At 44.3% G+C, this 18,121-nt stretch carries 20 protein-coding genes; 9 read left to right on the forward strand and 11 right to left on the reverse strand.

The features are described 5' to 3' along the window. Window positions 1–108: 108 nt before the first annotated feature. The 3 genes from MKY10_RS06490 to cotT form a co-directional block, all read right to left on the reverse strand. The gene (locus MKY10_RS06490) at window positions 109–438 is read right to left on the reverse strand and encodes a YjdJ family protein (protein ID WP_003232822.1); all 330 of its coding nucleotides are present in this window, start codon (window positions 436–438) and stop codon (window positions 109–111) included. Window positions 439–1,057: 619 nt separating this feature from the next. After that, the gene (cyoE, locus tag MKY10_RS06495; protein ID WP_114523682.1) at window positions 1,058–2,047 is read right to left on the reverse strand and encodes a heme o synthase; all 990 of its coding nucleotides are present in this window, start codon (window positions 2,045–2,047) and stop codon (window positions 1,058–1,060) included. Window positions 2,048–2,169: 122 nt separating this feature from the next. Then, window positions 2,170–2,418, reverse strand: a complete 249-nt coding sequence (gene cotT, locus MKY10_RS06500) for a spore coat protein CotT (RefSeq protein ID WP_003245601.1) — start codon at window positions 2,416–2,418, stop codon at window positions 2,170–2,172. Between the two features lie 253 nt (window positions 2,419–2,671). Here cotT and pdaC point away from each other — a divergent pair, with 253 nt between their 5' ends. Then, the gene (pdaC, locus tag MKY10_RS06505; RefSeq protein WP_046160296.1) at window positions 2,672–4,075 is read left to right on the forward strand and encodes a peptidoglycan-N-acetylmuramic acid deacetylase PdaC; all 1,404 of its coding nucleotides are present in this window, start codon (window positions 2,672–2,674) and stop codon (window positions 4,073–4,075) included. A 39-nt stretch (window positions 4,076–4,114) separates the two neighbouring features. On the opposite strand, the gene MKY10_RS06510 is transcribed toward pdaC, so the two are convergent. Together MKY10_RS06510 and MKY10_RS06515 are read right to left on the reverse strand one after the other, a co-directional pair. Further along, window positions 4,115–4,588 (reverse strand): YjfA family protein, encoded by a 474-nt coding sequence (locus tag MKY10_RS06510; protein WP_014663593.1) that lies wholly within the window; start codon window positions 4,586–4,588, stop codon window positions 4,115–4,117. Between the two features lie 128 nt (window positions 4,589–4,716). Beyond that, window positions 4,717–4,884 carry a YjfB family protein gene (locus MKY10_RS06515; RefSeq protein ID WP_339226316.1) on the reverse strand — a complete coding sequence of 56 codons (168 nt, stop codon included), beginning with the start codon at window positions 4,882–4,884 and terminating at the stop codon, window positions 4,717–4,719. A gap of 126 nt (window positions 4,885–5,010) precedes the next feature. Here MKY10_RS06515 and MKY10_RS06520 point away from each other — a divergent pair, with 126 nt between their 5' ends. Then, window positions 5,011–5,910, forward strand: coding sequence for a DUF2268 domain-containing protein (locus tag MKY10_RS06520; RefSeq protein WP_046160297.1), 900 nt, complete (start codon window positions 5,011–5,013; stop codon window positions 5,908–5,910). A gap of 8 nt (window positions 5,911–5,918) precedes the next feature. On the opposite strand, the gene MKY10_RS06525 is transcribed toward MKY10_RS06520, so the two are convergent. Both MKY10_RS06525 and MKY10_RS06530 read right to left on the reverse strand, forming a co-directional pair. Continuing rightward, window positions 5,919–6,317 (reverse strand): DUF2809 domain-containing protein, encoded by a 399-nt coding sequence (locus MKY10_RS06525; RefSeq protein WP_017697549.1) that lies wholly within the window; start codon window positions 6,315–6,317, stop codon window positions 5,919–5,921. Between the two features lie 100 nt (window positions 6,318–6,417). Continuing rightward, window positions 6,418–6,993, reverse strand: coding sequence for a YjgB family protein (locus MKY10_RS06530; RefSeq protein ID WP_014476503.1), 576 nt, complete (start codon window positions 6,991–6,993; stop codon window positions 6,418–6,420). A 145-nt stretch (window positions 6,994–7,138) separates the two neighbouring features. Here MKY10_RS06530 and fdhF point away from each other — a divergent pair, with 145 nt between their 5' ends. From fdhF to MKY10_RS06550, 4 genes are all read left to right on the forward strand, one after another. After that, on the forward strand, window positions 7,139–10,096 hold the full coding sequence (gene fdhF, locus MKY10_RS06535) for a formate dehydrogenase subunit alpha (protein WP_061891203.1): 2,958 nt from the start codon (window positions 7,139–7,141) through the stop codon (window positions 10,094–10,096). Then, on the forward strand, window positions 10,089–10,649 hold the full coding sequence (locus MKY10_RS06540; protein WP_003232799.1) for a DUF1641 domain-containing protein: 561 nt from the start codon (window positions 10,089–10,091) through the stop codon (window positions 10,647–10,649). The genes fdhF and MKY10_RS06540 overlap by 8 nt, the downstream gene beginning before the upstream one ends. Window positions 10,650–10,845: 196 nt before the next feature. After that, entirely contained in the window at window positions 10,846–11,487 is a 642-nt protein-coding gene (locus MKY10_RS06545) for a DUF4352 domain-containing protein (protein WP_048655269.1), read from the forward strand. A gap of 78 nt (window positions 11,488–11,565) precedes the next feature. Then, a complete protein-coding gene (locus MKY10_RS06550) occupies window positions 11,566–12,192 on the forward strand; it encodes an NUDIX hydrolase (protein WP_080348128.1) in 627 nt (208 codons plus the stop codon). Window positions 12,193–12,222: 30 nt separating this feature from the next. On the opposite strand, the gene MKY10_RS06555 is transcribed toward MKY10_RS06550, so the two are convergent. Next, on the reverse strand, window positions 12,223–12,501 hold the full coding sequence (locus tag MKY10_RS06555; protein ID WP_003232791.1) for a hypothetical protein: 279 nt from the start codon (window positions 12,499–12,501) through the stop codon (window positions 12,223–12,225). Between the two features lie 389 nt (window positions 12,502–12,890). Between MKY10_RS06555 and yjiB the strand changes: the two genes are divergently transcribed. Together yjiB and MKY10_RS06565 are read left to right on the forward strand one after the other, a co-directional pair. Continuing rightward, window positions 12,891–14,081 carry a monooxygenase YjiB gene (gene yjiB / locus MKY10_RS06560; protein WP_048655271.1) on the forward strand — a complete coding sequence of 397 codons (1,191 nt, stop codon included), beginning with the start codon at window positions 12,891–12,893 and terminating at the stop codon, window positions 14,079–14,081. 22 nt (window positions 14,082–14,103) lie between these two features. Beyond that, window positions 14,104–15,282 (forward strand): glycosyltransferase, encoded by a 1,179-nt coding sequence (locus MKY10_RS06565; RefSeq protein ID WP_339226321.1) that lies wholly within the window; start codon window positions 14,104–14,106, stop codon window positions 15,280–15,282. Between the two features lie 40 nt (window positions 15,283–15,322). Here the strand turns inward: MKY10_RS06565 and MKY10_RS06570 are convergent, their stop codons facing one another. Then, window positions 15,323–15,511: a hypothetical protein gene (locus MKY10_RS06570; RefSeq protein ID WP_003232781.1), complete on the reverse strand. Its 189-nt coding sequence runs from the start codon at window positions 15,509–15,511 to the stop codon at window positions 15,323–15,325. Between the two features lie 173 nt (window positions 15,512–15,684). On the opposite strand from MKY10_RS06570, the gene MKY10_RS06575 reads away from it, so the two are divergent. Then, a complete protein-coding gene (locus MKY10_RS06575; RefSeq protein ID WP_041333942.1) occupies window positions 15,685–16,500 on the forward strand; it encodes a uroporphyrinogen-III synthase in 816 nt (271 codons plus the stop codon). 45 nt (window positions 16,501–16,545) lie between these two features. Here the strand turns inward: MKY10_RS06575 and fetB are convergent, their stop codons facing one another. Together fetB and MKY10_RS06585 are read right to left on the reverse strand one after the other, a co-directional pair. After that, complete coding sequence (gene fetB / locus MKY10_RS06580; RefSeq protein WP_048655272.1) at window positions 16,546–17,298, reverse strand: iron export ABC transporter permease subunit FetB; 753 nt, start codon at window positions 17,296–17,298, stop codon at window positions 16,546–16,548. Further along, on the reverse strand, window positions 17,298–18,050 hold the full coding sequence (locus MKY10_RS06585) for a phosphate ABC transporter ATP-binding protein (RefSeq protein ID WP_048655273.1): 753 nt from the start codon (window positions 18,048–18,050) through the stop codon (window positions 17,298–17,300). Before MKY10_RS06585 ends, fetB begins: the two co-directional genes overlap by 1 nt. Window positions 18,051–18,121 lie beyond the last annotated feature (71 nt).

The following is an 18,121-nucleotide window of genomic DNA, read 5'->3' on the forward strand; positions in this document are numbered from 1 at the left end:
ATACGCATAATTGAGCAAGAAGTTCCGAAAACCTAGGTTAAGGTCTGCCTCACTAAACACAGGAACATCTTGAAGAGTTAAGGGGCTATAAAAACGAATTTCACCGTGTCAGCAGTCTAAATGAATCTCTTGCTTATTGCATTTGACTGAGTATATAAGTAAAAAAAGAGCGGCCAGCACATATAAGAAGGAGATGATCATTAACGCACTCATAACAGGGTAGTGTTTAGCGGAGTAGATGAAAAAATCAAGCTGTGAAATTTGTTTGGGGCTGCTGACGGCATCAATTCCATTTAGCAGTTTTGAGAGTTTAGCAGTATAGTTCCAATCAAATCGATCTGAAACAAGCTCGCTTCCTTGATACCAATTAACAGCAGCTAAAAACAGAAATACCATAATAGAAAATCCAAGCTGAACAACTAAAAATATTCCCTTCACTTTTGTATGACCTCCAAATCTATGAATATGGGAAAATCAAACAATATATTACCACCGTATGGGTTATTCTTGCAATTTCACTTCCATACAACTCAAACGCAAGTCTATTTTTTTGTTTGTTTTTGGCTTATAATACCTGATGATGGAAAAAGAGTGCGGGTTTATAGATTAGAGAAACAAATGTATTTCTTAGCATTTTTTATTTGTGGAGAGAGTATAGAAGCATTCGATTAGATCTGCTTTTTCACAGAAACGCTTTTCATCTGTTTGCCTGAGCTTTACAATTGGCTGGCAAAAAAACAATGATTTCTTTCAATCAAAACATGCAACGATGCGACATATTTTATATCTTGATGACTTATCTCATTGCCTTTAAGTCATTCTATCGAGAAAGCGATGGTATTTTATGAACAAAGAAACCCTAAAAAACATACTCATGATTTTTTCAATATGCGCAACCCTCCGAGAAACCGATGGTATGCGCATAGCTGATAGCTGGATTTTGAGTGAGATTATACGATTTTTGATTTGCATGGTTGTGTTTTTTGCCATGACATTTCTATTAGATGCTGTTTTTCCAAACAAAAAAGAGTCACATTAATGTGTGGCTCTTTTTGCATCATCTGATCAGAAACATCATAAATGAATCGATCATCATGATAAAGAACAGCAAGCAAAAATAAATAAGCGAGTAGACAAACATATCCTTTGCCCACTTCACGTCATCGTCTGTTTTGAATCCTTTGATGCTTTTTTTGATCCATATGCCTCCGAGAACCAAGGCGGCTAAGAAATAAAATGGGCTTATATGGCCGGTGCCGAGAGAGAAAGGAAATAATAGCGTGACCGGCACCAGGACGGCAATATATTGCATCATTTTTATTTTTGTTACATGATTGCCTTTGACTACTGGCAAGAGCGGAACGCCAGCAGCGCGATATTCCTCTTTGCGTCTTATCCCAATCGCCCAAAAATGCGGCGGCTGCCACAGAAACATAATCGTGTACAACAGCACTGCCGTCATACTGAAGTCACCGATTACGGCACAATACCCCATCAATGGCGGCGCAGCTCCTGGGAAGCTCCCGACAAATGTGCTCCACACAGACGTTCGTTTCACCCATACCGTATAGATGATCGCATAAAAAATAAAGGCGGCCAGTCCGAGAAAGGCCGTTAATGGATTGAGGGAATAAAGCATGGCAAGACCTGCGATTCCTAAAACAGAGCCATATGTTAAGATCATGGCTGGCGGCATTTTCCCTGTGACCGAGGCCCTGCTGCGAGTGCGTGCCATTTTTGCGTCCATATGCCTATCAAAATAGTTGTTATAGACAGTGCCGGAAGCCATCACAAACGCGGTTCCCAACATTGCTGTTACCATTGTCATCAAAAAAGCCAAGCCGGTTAACGTTTTTTCTGCGCTTGCAAACGCGATCCAAAACCCGCCGAAGGCTGCTATCGAGTTTGATATGATAATGCCCGGCTTTGCAAGTTTGATAAAATCGTAAATGGTTACCCGGTTCGAAGCTTTTATGTATTTTGTTTCAGATATGGCTGCAGAATCTCTTGTATTCTTCAAAAATAGACGCCTCCCCCAAAACTGCATGCTTTTGTTATCGTAACAAGAGGGGGACGGAATCACAATTATTTCCTATATTTTTCATGATATTGTCATTTTTAAAACAAAAAAATGGGGAGCTGGACTGCCCCCATTTTGATATGCGGCGACTAGTAACCGTAACCTCCGCCATATCCTCCGCCATAACCGCCGCCGTAACCGTACCAAGGGTAGTAAGGCGGTCGCGGGCGCGGGTAGTAATAAGGTGGGCGCGGATAAAACGGGTAGAACGGATAATACGGTCTTGGATAATAATAAGGCGGATAAAATGGCGGTCTCGGACGCGGATAATAATAAGGCTGTCTTTCATCATAAGGGGTAATTTGTTCAAATGACTGTTCATTCAAAGGGTAATCCAAGAGGAAAACCTCCCTAGCTTTTTTTATTCCTTTTACCATATTCCTGATGCTTAAGTTGGGTGTATGTACATTCATGAAATTCGGTTTTTTTTATGATGAAATTCCTTAAAAAGGATTGACATGAACTTCTAAATCTCATAGTATTACAAATGTGAAATAAATGTTACTACAATGTTACAAAAACATTTCTAAATAGATACAGTTCCAACTGATGAAGAGTAAATCGAAATGGCTACGAAAGAAGGAGTTTTTGTTGTTGGCAAAAAGAATCAAATGGTTTCATGTATTAATAGCAGTTGTATGTGTGGTGGGCCTTATCGGCTTTTTCCATAATCATTCATTGAAAAAAGAAACGGTCATGAATAAAGTAAGAACTGATTCTCAATATGGGAATGTTGAGATCGCAACGCTTGTGAATGACGGGAAAACTTTTAATTACGCGGTTAACTATCCCGTTTTCAAAAATGAAAAAATGGATTCGGCATTAAAAAGATTCGCAGAAAAAGAGGTTCGTCAATTTCAAAAGGAAACAAAGGACGTTGACCAAGAGCATACGACAAAACGCAACGAATTAAATGTTGATTATAAAATTGTCCATTATGCCAAACAGACAGTGGCGATTGTATTTAATGAATATAAATACATCGGCGGGGCACACGGGCAAACCGTGAAAAAAACGTTTAACTATGATTTTAGTAAACAAGCGTTTCTTTCCATTGATGATATTTTCAAAGAGGACGCTGACTACTTACATAAGCTTTCGTTAATCGCTTATCACGAGCTGAAAAAGAATAAGGACATTGCCGCGGACGATGCACTGTTAAAGGAAGGGACGGCTCCGAAAAAAGAAAATTTCAGCCGCTTTGCCATCAAGGAGGATTATATCGAACTTTACTTTGACACATATCAGGTTGCAGCAGGCTATCTTGGAGAGCAATCGATTGCCATTAAGAAAAGTCTTTTGAAAGACATTCTGAAAGAACAATATATTGATAAAGCAAAAAATAAAAATAAAATCAAAGAACAAAAGCCGAAGCATGAAGTGATTTCTTTACCCAAAGAGGAAACGGTTGATCCAAATCAAAAAGTCATTGCGCTTACTTTCGACGACGGCCCGAATCCTGCGACAACAAATCAGATTCTAGACTCCTTGAAGAAATATAAGGGTCATGCCACGTTTTTTGTTTTGGGGAGCAGAGTTCAATATTATCCGGAAACGCTAATAAGAATGCTGAAAGAAGGAAATGAGGTGGGGAACCATTCATGGAGCCATCCGCTTCTCACAAGGCTTTCAGTGAAAGAAGCGTTAAAGCAGATCAATGATACGCAAGACATCATTGAAAAAATAAGCGGATACCGTCCGACGCTTGTAAGACCCCCATACGGCGGCATTAATGATGAACTGCGGAGTCAAATGAAAATGGATGTTGCGTTATGGGATGTTGACCCGGAAGATTGGAAAGACCGTAACAAAAAAACAATTGTTGACCGTGTCATGAGTCAGGCGAGAGATGGAAGAACCATTTTAATTCACGATATTTACCGTACCTCTGCTGATGCGGCCGATGAAATTATGAAAAAGCTCACCGATCAAGGATATCAATTGGTGACGGTTTCTCAGCTTGAAGAGGTTAAAAAACAAAGAGAAGCGAAATAAATTACAAAAGGCTGTCCGTACGGACAGCCTTTTTTCTATTTAATAAGAGCCTGTGGTGGCCCAAACATTTAAGTTTGGTCCTGAATACTTGCCAAAAGCGTAAGAAGTCCTTGGATCTAAATCATATACCATCGGTGTATAGCAAGACTTTTGGCCGGCCACCGCTTTTCCATTGCCGCCTGCAGAATCACAATTATATCTCTTGCCGTCCGTGTTCCGGGTAATCTCCGCATTTGCTTCAAAGCCAGACGTCAATGTATTATTCATCGTGATTTTTGCCCAAGCCGTTTTACATGTACTGCTGAATTTAAGCTCGACTACTCCGATGACTTGATTGCTTGCATTCACTAAGTTTGAGGATTTTTTTGTAGAGCCGCTGGACGCACAATCATTGTAATAAGGGCTTTTTCCATCGTAGGCATGGGTTTCCGCATTGGCGGGTACACCTTTGACGGCAAAAACAAATACTACTGCGAATAACACCAATGAAGCCTTCGTAAACAGTCTTTTCATATCCTTTATGACCTCCTTAATATGGCAAACAATAAATCATACGGAGGAACAATCAAAACATGCATGCTTTTTTGTGAACAATAAAGGCGGCCGGGAGGATGGAGTTATTGGCCGCCTTTGGTGTGAGGTTAAGCTTTTACATCAATGGTTTGTCCGAGAGTCGGATGCTGAATCATCTTTAAGGTTTGATCGGAATTTTGCTGGGCGGTGTCCAGCATTTTTTTCGTTAAAGCGATATTAACATTCTGGGCAAGGGATGCTTGATGCATTGCAACCGATAAAGCAGGAATATCCATCGTTCCACCTCCTATGCCTTACCTATCGGCGGCTTTGTATCATTTTACAGTGAAAAATGGCTTAATTTTCGCTGTTGACCCCTACGCTGCGGCATATCGTATGTTTTTGACAAGGAGGGAATCAGGATGAATCTTGTCATGGAAAAGACCTTTGAGCAATACGAAAAGCTGTTTTCAATGGAAGAACAGAAAAGAGAAGATGAATTTCGGTATACGATGATGAGGCCGTTTGAAAAGATGTGGACCGCCATCCATGTTCCGCTGAAAGCGAAGGAGCCAAACGGCTATGATGTGATCATGGCTGCGAAAATGCTTGGCTATTTGGATGTCCGTGATGTTGAAATCGGACAGAAAGCACTGCGAATACTGAAAGAATCACATGTTTCAGAGACTGCGGAATCTGCACTTCGGCAATGCATATTTTTTGATGAGCGCGAACAGCTGCGGGTGAATGCAAAGGAGATCAAATTCGGCCTTTATATCGCTGATCCAAATAAGCTTCAGCTGCAAAAAGGCTACTGCGGGTTTGGCGGGATACCGGGCTTTATTCATGTATGGATTAATCCGAACCATTATAACCTGCCAAGGATTCCTTCCATTATTGCTCATGAGTTTCATCATAATGTGCGGTTTTCGTATATAGATTTTCATCATGGCTCTGTAAGTGTCGGGGATTATCTTGTGATTGAAGGATTGGCGGAATCATTCGCCAGAGAGCTGTTTGGTACGGAACGATTGGGCCCTTGGGTAACTCGTTTTGATCATGAGGATTTGCAATATTCCATTGATGTGATTAATGAGGTGTTGGATGTGAAAGGAGTTTCGGAAGTCAGCCGTTATATGTTTGGTGATCCAATTGCTAACGACCAAGGCTTTAAGCCTGCAGGTTTATCGGCTTTTGCGGGTTATGCAGTTGGCTATCATGCCGTTCAGTCATTTATGAATCAACATCATATCACGATAAGCGAGGCCACACGTTTGGATGCGAAGACCATTCTTTCTCAAAGCGGGCTGTTTTCTACATGAAAAAAGCGTCACATACAGCGGCGCTTTTTGATTCCCAAAACCAGCAGTTCTATGGCGGCACAGGCGGCAATTCCGATTGTATATGCTTCGATATCGCTCCATAAAAAACCGTACCCCAGTACAAGCCCGCCAAGAGAAGTATCCCTAATCTGGTCGATCCATTCGGCATGATAGAGCTGGCTGAATTCAATGACAAAACAGAAAGAAAGACTGATAATGCCCGTTATCATTGTCTTCAGCTTCCGAAATAGAAATCCACATCCCGTGAAGATCATGGCGGCCCACAACGAGTCTCCCAGATAAGTATTGAGGGTATCAGGAAGAACACTGGAGAATGCTCTGGATCCAAGCCCCAGCCCAATGATCAGTACGGTGAAAACTGCATATATCCAACGATTTCGCTTCATTGCGAATTGATACCCCGTCTCTTTTTCATCTCCCTGTATTGTAAGGAATATATCTTTTATTTGTCCACTAAAAAAGCGGCTGAATAGCCGCATAGGGTGTTTATTTTGCTTTTAGGTTTACATGGTCGGCTGTCTGATCTGTGCCTATTACAAAATGGAGTTCATAGCGGCCTGTATCATATACATAATCGATTTCATCAGTAAACGGGACGGTTAACACCCGATTTGCTGGCCCTAATTGCTTCTGCAGCACTTCCGGCGTAACTCCGCCTAAATTCAGCTGACGTTCCACACCGGTTCCAAAGTAGCGGATTTCTGAAATTGTCATGTCTTTATGATAGGAAAATCCGTAGCCCGGCTGTCCCATATTCCAGTGATATAAATCAAATCGATTGTCTCCCCCGACTGGTCTTTCCGGTTCCCCAAACGCAGCATGGACATCGCCTTTTGTGCTTTTGTTAATGGTAAGGCCTTGCGCCTGCTGAGGCATTTCCCCTTTATAGGCGGTGTTATAGAGGTTTTTGACAAGCTCGGCGGCTGATTGATTCGTGTTTTCTGAGAGCGTGTTTGTTTGAGCTGCGGCCTTTGCCGGTGCTGAAAAGGACGCAGCCCCAAAGCCGGTAAAACAGCTTGTTACTGCTGCCGCCGCGGTAATAGCAGACATTGTCTTTTTCATGTTAATCCCTCCTAATTGATCTACCATTCCGTTTCCCCGTGTTTTTGCAACGAAACATGTGAGTGCGCTTTGTATGTTTTATTGAGTTGTTGTAAGGGAACTGAAATAGGTAATTCGGTATATAAAGCAAGAAAGGGGAATGGAGATGGCTGGCAAGAAAACAATCACAATAAACGGCGTTGAAATGGAAGCGTCCGAGGAACAGACGGTGCTGCAGCTTTTGAATAACAGCTCGATTGAAGTGCCGCAAGTTTGCTATCATCCAAGCTTAGGGCCGATTGAGACATGTGATACGTGCATCGTCAGCATCAATGGTGAGCTGAAGAGGTCGTGCTCCGCTGAATTAAAGGATGGGGATGTCATTGATACGCTCTCACCTGACGTGAAAAAAGCGCAGGTCATCGGGATGGACAAGATTTTATATAATCATGAGCTTTATTGTACAGTTTGCGATTACAACAATGGGGGATGCGAAATACATAATACGGTGAAGGAAATGAAAATCAATCACCAAAGCATTCCGTTTGATCACAAGCCATACCATAAGGATGAATCCCATCCGTTTTATCGGTATGATCCAGATCAATGTATATTGTGCGGACGCTGTGTTGAAGCATGCCAGGACGTTCAGGTAACTGAAACGCTGACCATTGACTGGGAGCGGAAACGCCCGCGCGTCATTTGGGATAACGACGTGCCGATCAATGAGTCGTCATGTGTGTCATGCGGTCATTGTTCAACGGTCTGTCCGTGCAACGCGATGATGGAAAAAGGAATGGAAGGGGAAGCCGGATATTTAACAGGCATCAATAACGAAACGCTGCGACCGATGATCGAGATCACGAAAGGCGTAGAGACAGGCTACGGCTCGATTCTCGCCATTTCTGATATGGAATCGGCCATGCGTGATGAACGAATCAAAAAAACGAAAACCGTCTGCACGTATTGCGGCGTCGGCTGCAGCTTTGATGTCTGGACAAAGGGCAGAGACATTCTGAAAGTAGAGCCGCAGGAGGAAGCGCCTGCCAACGGCATTTCTACTTGTGTAAAAGGCAAGTTCGGCTGGGATTTCGTCAACAGCGAAGAACGCCTGACAAAGCCGCTGATCCGGGAAGGCGACCATTTCCGTGAAGCAGAGTGGGAGGAGGCGTTATTGCTGATCGCCAGCAAGTTCACTGAATTAAAAGAGGCGTTTGGCCCGGATTCTCTCGCTTTTATTACATCTTCTAAATGTACAAATGAAGAATCCTATCTTATGCAAAAGCTGGCCAGAGGGGTCATTGGCACAAATAATGTGGACAACTGCTCCCGCTATTGCCAATCTCCTGCGACTGCCGGCCTGTTCCGGACAGTCGGCTATGGCGGTGATTCAGGATCAATTACAGATATCGCGCAAGCGGACCTTGTTTTGATTATCGGTTCGAACACGTCTGAGTCGCATCCAGTCTTATCCACTCGCATTAAACGGGCTCATAAGCTGAGAGGGCAGAAAGTGATCGTCGCGGATATCAGAAAACACGAAATGGCAGAACGCTCCGATTTATTTGTCCAGCCGCGTGCCGGATCGGATATCGTCTGGCTGAATGCGATCGCCAAATATTTAATAGAAAACGGCAAGGCCGATGAACGATTTTTGAGAGAAAGAGTGAACGGACGGGATGAATATGTAAAAAGCCTCGCGCCGTACACACTTGAATATGCTGAGGAGAAAACCGGGATTGATCAAGAAACCCTTATCCAAATGGCAGAGATGATCGGGCAAGCTGACAGTGTGTGTGCATTGTGGGCGATGGGCGTGACACAGCACATTGGAGGAAGCGACACGAGCACGGCGATCTCTAACCTGCTGCTTGTGACAGGAAACTACGGAAAACCGGGAGCAGGTTCTTACCCATTGCGCGGCCATAATAACGTACAGGGAGCAAGTGACTTTGGGAGCATGCCTGACAGAATGCCGGGCTATGAAAAAGTGACGGACGAACAAGTCCGCCAAAAATACGAGCGGGTGTGGGGCGTGCCGCTGCCGAAGGAGCCGGGTATGACCAACCACGAAATGATTGAAAAAATCCATTCCGGACAGTTGAAAGCGATGTATGTAAAAGGTGAAGAAATGGGCCTGGTGGATTCCAATATCAATCATGTACACGCCGCATATGAAAAGCTTGATTTCTTTGTGGTGCAGGACATTTTCCTATCACGTACAGCGGAGTTTGCTGATGTGGTTCTTCCTGCGAGCCCAAGCCTTGAAAAAGAAGGAACGTTTACAAACACAGAACGCCGGATTCAGCGTTTGTATCAGGTATTTGAACCGCTGGGTGAATCAAAGCCGGATTGGCAGATTATTATGGAGGTTGCCAATAAGCTTGGCGCCGACTGGCACTATAAGCATCCTGCAGACATTATGGAGGAAGCAGCCAAGCTGTCGCCGATTTATGCCGGTGTCACCTATGAACGTCTTGAGGGCTATAATTCCCTGCAATGGCCTGTAAACGCTGATGGAAAGGATTCGCCTTTACTCTTTACAGAGCGCTTCCCTTTCCCGGACGGCAAGGCCATTCTCTACCCTGTCCAGTGGACAGAGCCTAAGGAATTCGGTGAGGAATATGATATCCATGTCAACAATGGGCGGCTCTTGGAGCACTTCCACGAAGGGAACCTGACTTACAAATCAAAAGGGATTTCGGAGAAAACACCGGAAGTGTTCTTAGAAATTTCTCCTGAGCTTGCGGCAGAACGAGGGATTCAGGACGGAACCCTCGTCAGACTCACATCGCCTTTCGGAAATGTCAAAGTGAAGTGCCTGATTACTGATCGAGTCAAAGGGAAGGAAGTATATCTGCCAATGAACGATTCAGGGGAAGCGGCGATCAACCTGTTAACAGGCAGCCATGCCGATAAGGATACCGATACGCCTGCTTACAAAGAAACATCGGCCAAGATGGAAATTTTGAAGCACGACGGAATCAGCCCGCTGCCTAAGATCAACCACCGCAACGGCAATCCGCAGCCGCAAATCGGTGTGCAGGTTCATAAGAAATGGGCGCGGAAGGATTATATTTTCCCTGGTGACGCTGTGAAAAGGGGGATGGGCCATAATGGCTAAAGCGATTAAACGAATCCAAAAAATCGAGGTAACAGAAGAGGATCAGCGAAAGCGTGATTTGCGGGAAATTGAAGATGCTCTAATTGACCACAAAGAAGCGATTCTCGAAACATTGCATATGCTGGGCCATATGAACGAGCGCGGTGTCCTGCCGTTGCTCCGCGGCCTTTTTGGTCAAGGGGATAAAGTTCTTGATATCCTGGTGAAAAAGGCAGATACAGAGGAAACAGCCAATACGCTGAAAAATCTGCTTCTTCTGTTTGGAACACTCGGCATGCTGGACGTGAAGCAGCTGGAGCCTCTCATTTTGAAAGTGAATGCGGGTGTGGCAAGCGCTGTAGAGCAGAAAAACAGTGAAGAAAAGACAGGTTATTTTGATATTATCCGCTCGCTAAAAGACCCGGAAATCAACAAATCAATTACACTGCTCTTTTCCTTTTTAAAAGGAATGGGACAAGATACAAAGGAGCTGGAACGCACGACGCAGCCTCCGGAACACCAAAAACATCATCAGGAACCCCGAGAGAAAAGGGGAATGAATAAGCGAGATTGACCTCCCACCCGAGCGGCTTCAGCCAGCTCGGGTTTTTTGATGAAAAGGTCTAATGGACTAGTAAAAAATATTCAAATACTAGGAAGAAGTAAGATTGTGATGAATGAGATAGAAATAATCGTTACTTTCTTACCTGTTAAGAAAAGGAAAAATCTGATTATAATAGAAATCGATTACTTTAGATGGGGGAACAATCATGAAAAAAGTCTTATTACTATTATTTGTCTTGACGATCGGGTTAGCGCTTTCTGCGTGCAGCCAATCGAGCGATGCGTCAGAGAAGGAAAAACCGAAAGAGAAAAAATCGCAAGAAGAGCTTGAAAAGGAACTTGATAAGGAATTGAAAAAAGGCGGTGAGCCGAAGACCAAAAAAGATGATCAAATACATAAAATAGGAGAAACATTTAAAGCAGGACATACGAATTTTACAGTGAATAAAGTTGATAGAGTGCAAAAAGGTGAATATATGAATGTTGGCGGAGCTGTAAATGAGGAGACAAAAACAATAAAAGATGATGAGGAACGGCTTATTATAGAAGTTACGATGGAAAATATAGGGGAAGATTCAATAAGCTACAATTTTATCGGGTTTGATTTAAGAGATAAGAATGATCAATCAGTGCGGCCTGTTTTTTCTATAGAAGAGAAGGGCAGAATCCTTACGGGAGGAACACTAGTATCGGGGAAAAAGGTTACAGGTGTACTCAGTTATGTCATCCCTAAAGGAGAACAGAAACATTACACACTGGTATATAATCCGTTTTTAGCTGATACAAATAGCAGTAATACAGAAGAGAGAGTAAAGGACGATATTGATTACTTGGTGAAGTTAGATTAGAAGCTAATTTACAGTTGCACGTTTTTCATCTGTGGAAAACGTGCATTTTTTATAGCAAAACTTGACTTGAAAGGATGAGTGATAAAAGTGCAAACCAAATGGCTGGAACGGGTACAGCGGATTCGGGCGATCGCACAGGCGGGGCTTGCTTTTTCCAAGGATGTGTACGACAGGGAGAGGTACGAAGAGCTAATGAAGCTCAGCGCGTTAATGATGGCGGATTACTCGGAGAAGGAGATTGAAGTTATCACTGATTTATGGCAAGGCGAGAAAGGCTATCCGACACCGAAAGCGGATGTGCGCGGCGCAGTATTCCGAGAGAATCAGATTTTGCTTGTCCGGGAGAAGCATGATGAGCTGTGGTCGCTGCCGGGTGGATTTTGCGAGATTGGTTTATCGCCAGCTGAAAACGTCGTCAAGGAAATCAAAGAAGAGTCGGGGTACGATACAGAGCCGTCTCGATTGCTGGCCGTGCTAGACAGCCATAAACACTCTCATCCCCCTCAGCCTTATCACTATTATAAAATCTTCATCGCATGCAGCATGACGGGCGGGCAGGGGGAAACAGGGATTGAGACGAATCATGCCGCTTTTTTTCCGGAAGACAGACTCCCGCCGCTTTCTCCAAAACGAAACACCCCCTCACAGCTTAGCATGCTGTTTGACTTTTTGCGCCATCCGGACAAGAAAACGATATTTGACTAAAAAAGAAAGAGCCAATGGGCTCTTTCTTTTTTATAATGTAATGTGTTTTTCGTTGGCGAGTTTCAGAAGGGTCAAAATAGAATCGGCTTGTTTATGGCCGAGTTTTTGCTTTAATTTGTTTTCTTCAACTAATCGGCTGCCATAAATTTTGACAGAGGCTTTGTCGACGACAGTATGCCAGTTTTCCTGTTTTTTTCCTTCAACAAGCGGTTTTTCATGTCTCTCAGAAAAAGAGAACACAAACAGTACGAATGCAAGTGAAAGTAGGATGCCGACAACTTGTTTTTTGTAATCAGTCTGTGCTGCCACGTTGTTCTCTCCTTCACCTTTTACCTTCTATTTAATCATAGAATCAGCTTATTTTACATAATGGGAAAGTCATTTTTGGAGTTAGTGCATTTGGTTGAAAACAGAGGCGTTTTTTGAGCGGAGCGGTGCAATTGAATCCATATTGGCTTTGCGTGCTTATGCCTAAGGTCACGTTGTGAGCCAAAACAGTTGTGCAGAATAGAAAAAAATTGAAAGATTATGGTAAGATGAACGAAATTCGAGGGGGAATATATGATGCCTGCATCAAACATCGTGATCGCCTGCCTGCTGTTATCAATTTAATTATTTGTGCTAGTCCCTCTCTTTTTCGAAAACGGGAGGTGAAGTGGAACATTAATTGCTGATTCTTTCAAGGGGAGTGACCATACATGAATGTGTTAAACCGCCGGCAAGCCTTGCAGCGAGCGCTGCTCAATGGGAAAAACAAACAGGATGCGTATCATCCGTTTCCATGGTACGAATCGATGAGAAAGGATGCGCCTGTTTCCTTTGATGAAGAAAACCAAGTGTGGAGCGTTTTTCTTTATGATGATGTCAAAAAAGTTGTTGGGGATAAAGAGCTGTTTTCCAGTTACATGCCGCAGCAGACAAGCTCTATTGGAAATTCCATCATTAACATGGACCCGCCGAAGCATACAAAAATCCGTTCAGTCGTGAATAAAGCCTTTACTCCGCGCGTGATGAAGCAATGGGAACCGAGAATTCAAGAAATCACAGATGAACTGATTCAAAAATTTCAGGGGCGCTGTGAGTTTGACCTTGTTCACGATTTTTCATACCCGCTTCCGGTTATTGTGATATCTGAGCTGCTGGGAGTGCCTTCAGCGCATATGGATCAGTTTAAAGCATGGTCTGATCTTCTGGTCAGTACACCGAAGGATAAAAGTGAAGAAGCTGAAAAAGCCTTTTTGGAAGAACGAGATAAGTGTGAGGAAGAACTGGCTGCGTTTTTTGCCGGCATCATAGAAGAAAAGCGAAACAAACCGGCACAGGATATTATTTCCATTTTAGTGGAAGCGGAAGAAACAGGCGAGAAGCTGTCCGGTGAAGAGCTGATTCCGTTTTGCACGCTGTTGCTGGTGGCCGGAAACGAAACCACTACAAACCTGATTTCAAATGCGATGTACAGCATATTAGAAACGCCAGGCGTTTACGAGGAACTGCGCAGCCATCCTGAACTGATGCCTCAGGCAGTCGAGGAAGCCTTACGTTTCAGAGCGCCCGCCCCGGTTTTGAGGCGCATTGCCAAGCGGGATACGGAGATCGGTGGGCATCTGATTAAAGAAGGTGATATGGTTTTGGCGTTTGTGGCATCGGCAAATCGTGATGAAGCGAAGTTTGACAGGCCGCACATGTTTGATATCCGCCGCCATTCCAACCCGCATATTGCGTTTGGCCATGGCATCCATTTTTGCCTTGGGGCTCCGCTTGCCCGTCTTGAAGCAAATATCGCGTTAACGTCTTTGATTTCTGCTTTTCCTCATATGGAGTGCGTCAGTATCACTCCGATTGAAAACAGTGTGATATACGGATTAAAGAGCTTCCGTGTGAAAATGTAATAGATAAGGAGACTGGAGATTCATGAAAAAGTACCATATTTCGATGATCAATATCCCGGCATACGGACATGTCAATCCTACGCTTGCTTTAGTAGAGAAGCTTTGTGAGAAAGGGCACCGTGTCACGTACGCGACGACTGAGGAGTTTGCGCCCGCTGTTCAGCAAGCCGGTGGAGAAGCATTGATCTATCATACATCCTTGAATATTGATCCTAAGCAAATCAGGGAGATGATGGAAAAGAATGACGCGCCCCTCAGTCTTTTGAAAGAATCACTCAGCATTCTGCCGCAGCTTGAGGAGTTATATAAGGATGATCAGCCTGATCTGATCATCTATGACTTTGTTGCGCTGGCTGGTAAATTGTTTGCTGAAAAGCTTAATGTTCCGGTCATTAAGCTCTGTTCGTCATATGCCCAAAATGAATCCTTTCAGTTAGGAAATGAAGACATGCTGAAAAAAATAAGAGAAGCAGAGGCTGAATTTAAAGCCTACTTGGAGCAAGAGAAGTTGCCGGCTGTTTCATTTGAACAGTTAGCTGTGCCGGAAGCATTAAATATTGTCTTTATGCCGAAGTCTTTTCAGATTCAGCATGAGACGTTCGATGACCGTTTCTGTTTTGTCGGCCCCTCTCTCGGAGAACGGAAGGAAAAAGAAAGCCTGTTGATTGACAAGGATGATCGCCCGCTTATGCTGATTTCTTTGGGTACGGCGTTTAACGCATGGCCGGAATTTTACAAGATGTGCATCAAGGCATTTCGGGATTCTTCATGGCAAGTAATCATGTCGGTTGGGAAAACGATTGATCCAGAAAGCTTGGAGGATATTCCTGCTAACTTTACCATTCGCCAAAGTGTGCCGCAGCTTGAGGTGTTAGAGAAAGCTGATTTGTTCATCTCTCATGGCGGGATGAACAGTACGATGGAAGCGATGAACGCAGGTGTGCCGCTTGTCGTCATTCCGCAAATGTATGAGCAGGAGCTCACTGCAAATCGGGTTGATGAATTAGGCCTTGGCGTTTATTTGCCGAAAGAGGAAGTGACTGTTTCCAGCCTGCAGGAAGCGGTTCAGGCTGGAAACAGTGATCAAGAGCTGCTCAGCCGCGTCAAGAATATGCAAAAGGATGTAAAAGAAGCTGGCGGAGCGGAGCGTGCGGCAGCTGAGATTGAAGCGTTTATGAAAAAATCCGCTGTCCCGCAGTAAAAACATAAAAACCGAAATCAATTTGATTTCGGTTTTCTGTTTAAATATTTTTTTTCATCCCGCATCTCCGGCATTCTCTAAGAAATTTTCCGCCTTTTACAGAGCTTTTGAACAGTGTGTAATCACAGTTGTCGCAGCGCCCGCTGCGGGCATCCGGATATTCATTGAATTCGTAAACAATCGATGTATCGTAGCCTTTTGTTTCATATTCTTCTTTTTTGGTTTCCATGTCGATCCTCCGTTACAAGACGTGTCTGCTGTTTATCTTACAGCAAGCTTCCGGCGTATTCAATGGATTTTAGGAGTTTGGGTTTATCTTGATTTCTCCCTTGGTTTGCGCCAAAATAGCTTTAATAAGCTTGTATACATAAAAAGCCTATGCAAAGAGGAGAGGAAACGGGTATGGGAAAAGGGTTACTTGGAAAACGTGTGGCAATCGGTGGCTCACGAAAAACGGAAGAAATCAGTACAATCATTGAAAAACAGGGCGGAATACCTGTCATCCGGCCTCTCCAAGGTACAGTTTACTTAGCAGAGAAGCAGGTGGAGCCGGATTTGCGGACGTTTGTGGAGGGAAAAAAAGCTGACTGGGTCATTTTCACGACAGGCATCGGGTTGGAGACTCTTGTCGATATGGCAGAGAAAATTGGACTGAAAGATGAGTTTCTGCAGGCCATTCGCCAAGCGAAAGCGGCATGCCGGGGATACAAAACGCTGTCTGCGCTGAAAAAGCTTGGAATCACACCGGAAGCTTCGGATGAAGACGGGACAACAAGAGGCTTAATCCGTTCTTTGGAGCCTCACGACTTTTCAGGAAAAACAGTCATGGTGCAGCTTCATGGCGAAAAAGCGCCGGCTCTCATGGCATTTCTTGAAGAAAAAGGCGCGTCTGTCCTGCCGATTCTGCCTTATCAGCACATCCCGCCGGAGGAGGAAACGGTGGAGCGGTTATGCCGAGAGCTGATGAACGATGAGGTCGATGCCGTTTGTTTTACAACGGCCATTCAGGTTCGTTCCCTGTTTGATTTTGCCAAGGGGCGAGGTTATATCAATGAAGTGAAGAAGGTATTCGAAGAACGCGCCATCGCAGCTGCTGTCGGAAAAGTGACTGCTGAAGCACTGCGGGAAGAGGGCATTACGAGACTGCTTGCGCCAGAGATTGAGCGGATGGGTGCGATGATTGTTGAGCTGGCCAAGTATTATGAAGAAAAGGAATAACAAGTACAAAAAGCCGCTTTTCCCTTGGAAAGCGGCTTTTGTCTGTCATTCATTCTGCTTCAGCTGCTGATGAACGGTGAATAATGATGGGTATGTCAGCACGCTTAAGATTACACAAGTCAGCGCGGCTGAGGCCATCGTTGTAAACACGATTAAGAGTTGAAAACGTACTGCCTGAATCGGGTCCGCGCCGGCTAGAATCTGGCCTGTCATCATGCCGGGAAGCTGAACAAGACCCAGTGTTTTCTGGCTTTCGAGCGTCGGGATCATACTCATTTTCATCGCTGAAGTAAGAATGCGCTGTATGGATTGCTTCGGTGTGCCGCCAAGTGACAATATTAATTGAATTTCTTCTTTGCGAACGCCGACTTCTGAGTTAAGCCGGTTTAGAAACAAACTTGAGAGCACCATCGAATTTCCGATGACCATCCCGCTGATCGGAATGACATATCGTGCCGTAAGCGGAATGATATGAAGAGACAGAAGAATTCCCTGCGTCACCATTTCTACGATTGCTAACGCGGCAAACACCCTCCAAAATGAACCGATTGCATTTTTCTTTCGCTTGATGACATTTTGCGCCGCCACCGCGAGCATTAACAGCACCATCAGCAGGATAAAAACAGGGTGGTCTCCGCGAAAAATCAGCGACAAAACATAACCGATGATAAGCAGCTGCACCGCGGCCCGGATGGTGGCGATGATCATGTCTTTTTCTACACCGGCTTTAAAGGATTTTGATAAAAACAAGGCGATCAAAACAAAGATCATCGTTAAAGAGAGAGAAAGGTAATCCATTACCGAGTGCCTCCCTTCAAAAATTCTTTCGCTGCTTCATGCTGCGGAGCGGAGAAAAATGTTTCGGTTTCAGCGATTTCAAGCAGCCGGCCATCTGCCATAAACCAAATGGTATCGGCTACTCGTTTTGCCTGCTCCATATTATGAGTAACCCACATGACTGTCCATTTTTTCTCTTGATGCTGACGTTTGATCAGTTCTTCAATCTCAAGGGCAGAAACCGGGTCCAAGGCCGACGTGATTTCGTCCAACAATAGAATGGAGGAAGGATTTGAGAGCGTTCTGGCCAGTGACAGTCTTTGCCGCTGCCCGCCCGATAAGTCTCTGGCGCTTCTATCTAACAGCTCTGGCGGCAGCCCTGCAAGAGAAGCCAGCTTTTCAGGAGAGTACAGCTGGGATTGATGCAGCCTTTGTACAAGACTTAAATTGTCACGCACTGTCCCGTCGAGCACGGGAGCCGATTGAAACGCGAGGGCTGCCGTTCGCCTCAGCTCATTGACATTCCATTCTCTGACTTCCTTTCCATATATGTTGACTTCGCCGCTGTCAGGCGTTCTCATTAAATTACACATAGAAAGGAGGGTGCTTTTGCCTGAGCCGGAAGGACCTAAAACGGCTACGATTGCACCCTGTTGAATGTCTCCGGTGACATCCTGCAGCACATCATAGGTTTGTCCATCTTGTTTATAGCTTTTTCTGACTGATCTGAAGGAGATGGCTGGTATGTTTTGTGTTTGATCGTTTGCTTCCATTACAATAATCACCTTTCAATATAAGTAGGCTGACATTATATTTAACTATAACGTGAAACAGATTCCTTTTG

Source organism: Bacillus sp. FSL P4-0290 (assembly GCF_037975435.1).
GTDB lineage: Bacteria > Bacillota > Bacilli > Bacillales > Bacillaceae > Bacillus > Bacillus subtilis.

Excerpts from the sequence above, each read along its gene's own strand:
- cyoE (WP_114523682.1), bottom strand. The coding sequence starts at position 2,047 with ATGCAGTTTTGGGGGAGGCGTCTATTTTTGAAGAATACAAGAGATTCT.
- MKY10_RS06510 (WP_014663593.1), bottom strand. The coding sequence starts at position 4,588 with ATGAAAAGACTGTTTACGAAGGCTTCATTGGTGTTATTCGCAGTAGTA.
- MKY10_RS06515 (WP_339226316.1), bottom strand. The coding sequence starts at position 4,884 with ATGGATATTCCTGCTTTATCGGTTGCAATGCATCAAGCATCCCTTGCC.
- MKY10_RS06520 (WP_046160297.1), top strand. The coding sequence starts at position 5,011 with ATGAATCTTGTCATGGAAAAGACCTTTGAGCAATACGAAAAGCTGTTT.
- MKY10_RS06525 (WP_017697549.1), bottom strand. The coding sequence starts at position 6,317 with ATGAAGCGAAATCGTTGGATATATGCAGTTTTCACCGTACTGATCATT.
- MKY10_RS06530 (WP_014476503.1), bottom strand. The coding sequence starts at position 6,993 with ATGAAAAAGACAATGTCTGCTATTACCGCGGCGGCAGCAGTAACAAGC.
- fdhF (WP_061891203.1), top strand. The coding sequence starts at position 7,139 with ATGGCTGGCAAGAAAACAATCACAATAAACGGCGTTGAAATGGAAGCG.
- MKY10_RS06540 (WP_003232799.1), top strand. The coding sequence starts at position 10,089 with ATGGCTAAAGCGATTAAACGAATCCAAAAAATCGAGGTAACAGAAGAG.
- MKY10_RS06545 (WP_048655269.1), top strand. The coding sequence starts at position 10,846 with ATGAAAAAAGTCTTATTACTATTATTTGTCTTGACGATCGGGTTAGCG.
- yjiB (WP_048655271.1), top strand. The coding sequence starts at position 12,891 with ATGAATGTGTTAAACCGCCGGCAAGCCTTGCAGCGAGCGCTGCTCAAT.
- MKY10_RS06565 (WP_339226321.1), top strand. The coding sequence starts at position 14,104 with ATGAAAAAGTACCATATTTCGATGATCAATATCCCGGCATACGGACAT.
- MKY10_RS06570 (WP_003232781.1), bottom strand. The coding sequence starts at position 15,511 with ATGGAAACCAAAAAAGAAGAATATGAAACAAAAGGCTACGATACATCG.
- MKY10_RS06575 (WP_041333942.1), top strand. The coding sequence starts at position 15,685 with ATGGGAAAAGGGTTACTTGGAAAACGTGTGGCAATCGGTGGCTCACGA.
- fetB (WP_048655272.1), bottom strand. The coding sequence starts at position 17,298 with ATGGATTACCTTTCTCTCTCTTTAACGATGATCTTTGTTTTGATCGCC.
- MKY10_RS06585 (WP_048655273.1), bottom strand. The coding sequence starts at position 18,050 with ATGGAAGCAAACGATCAAACACAAAACATACCAGCCATCTCCTTCAGA.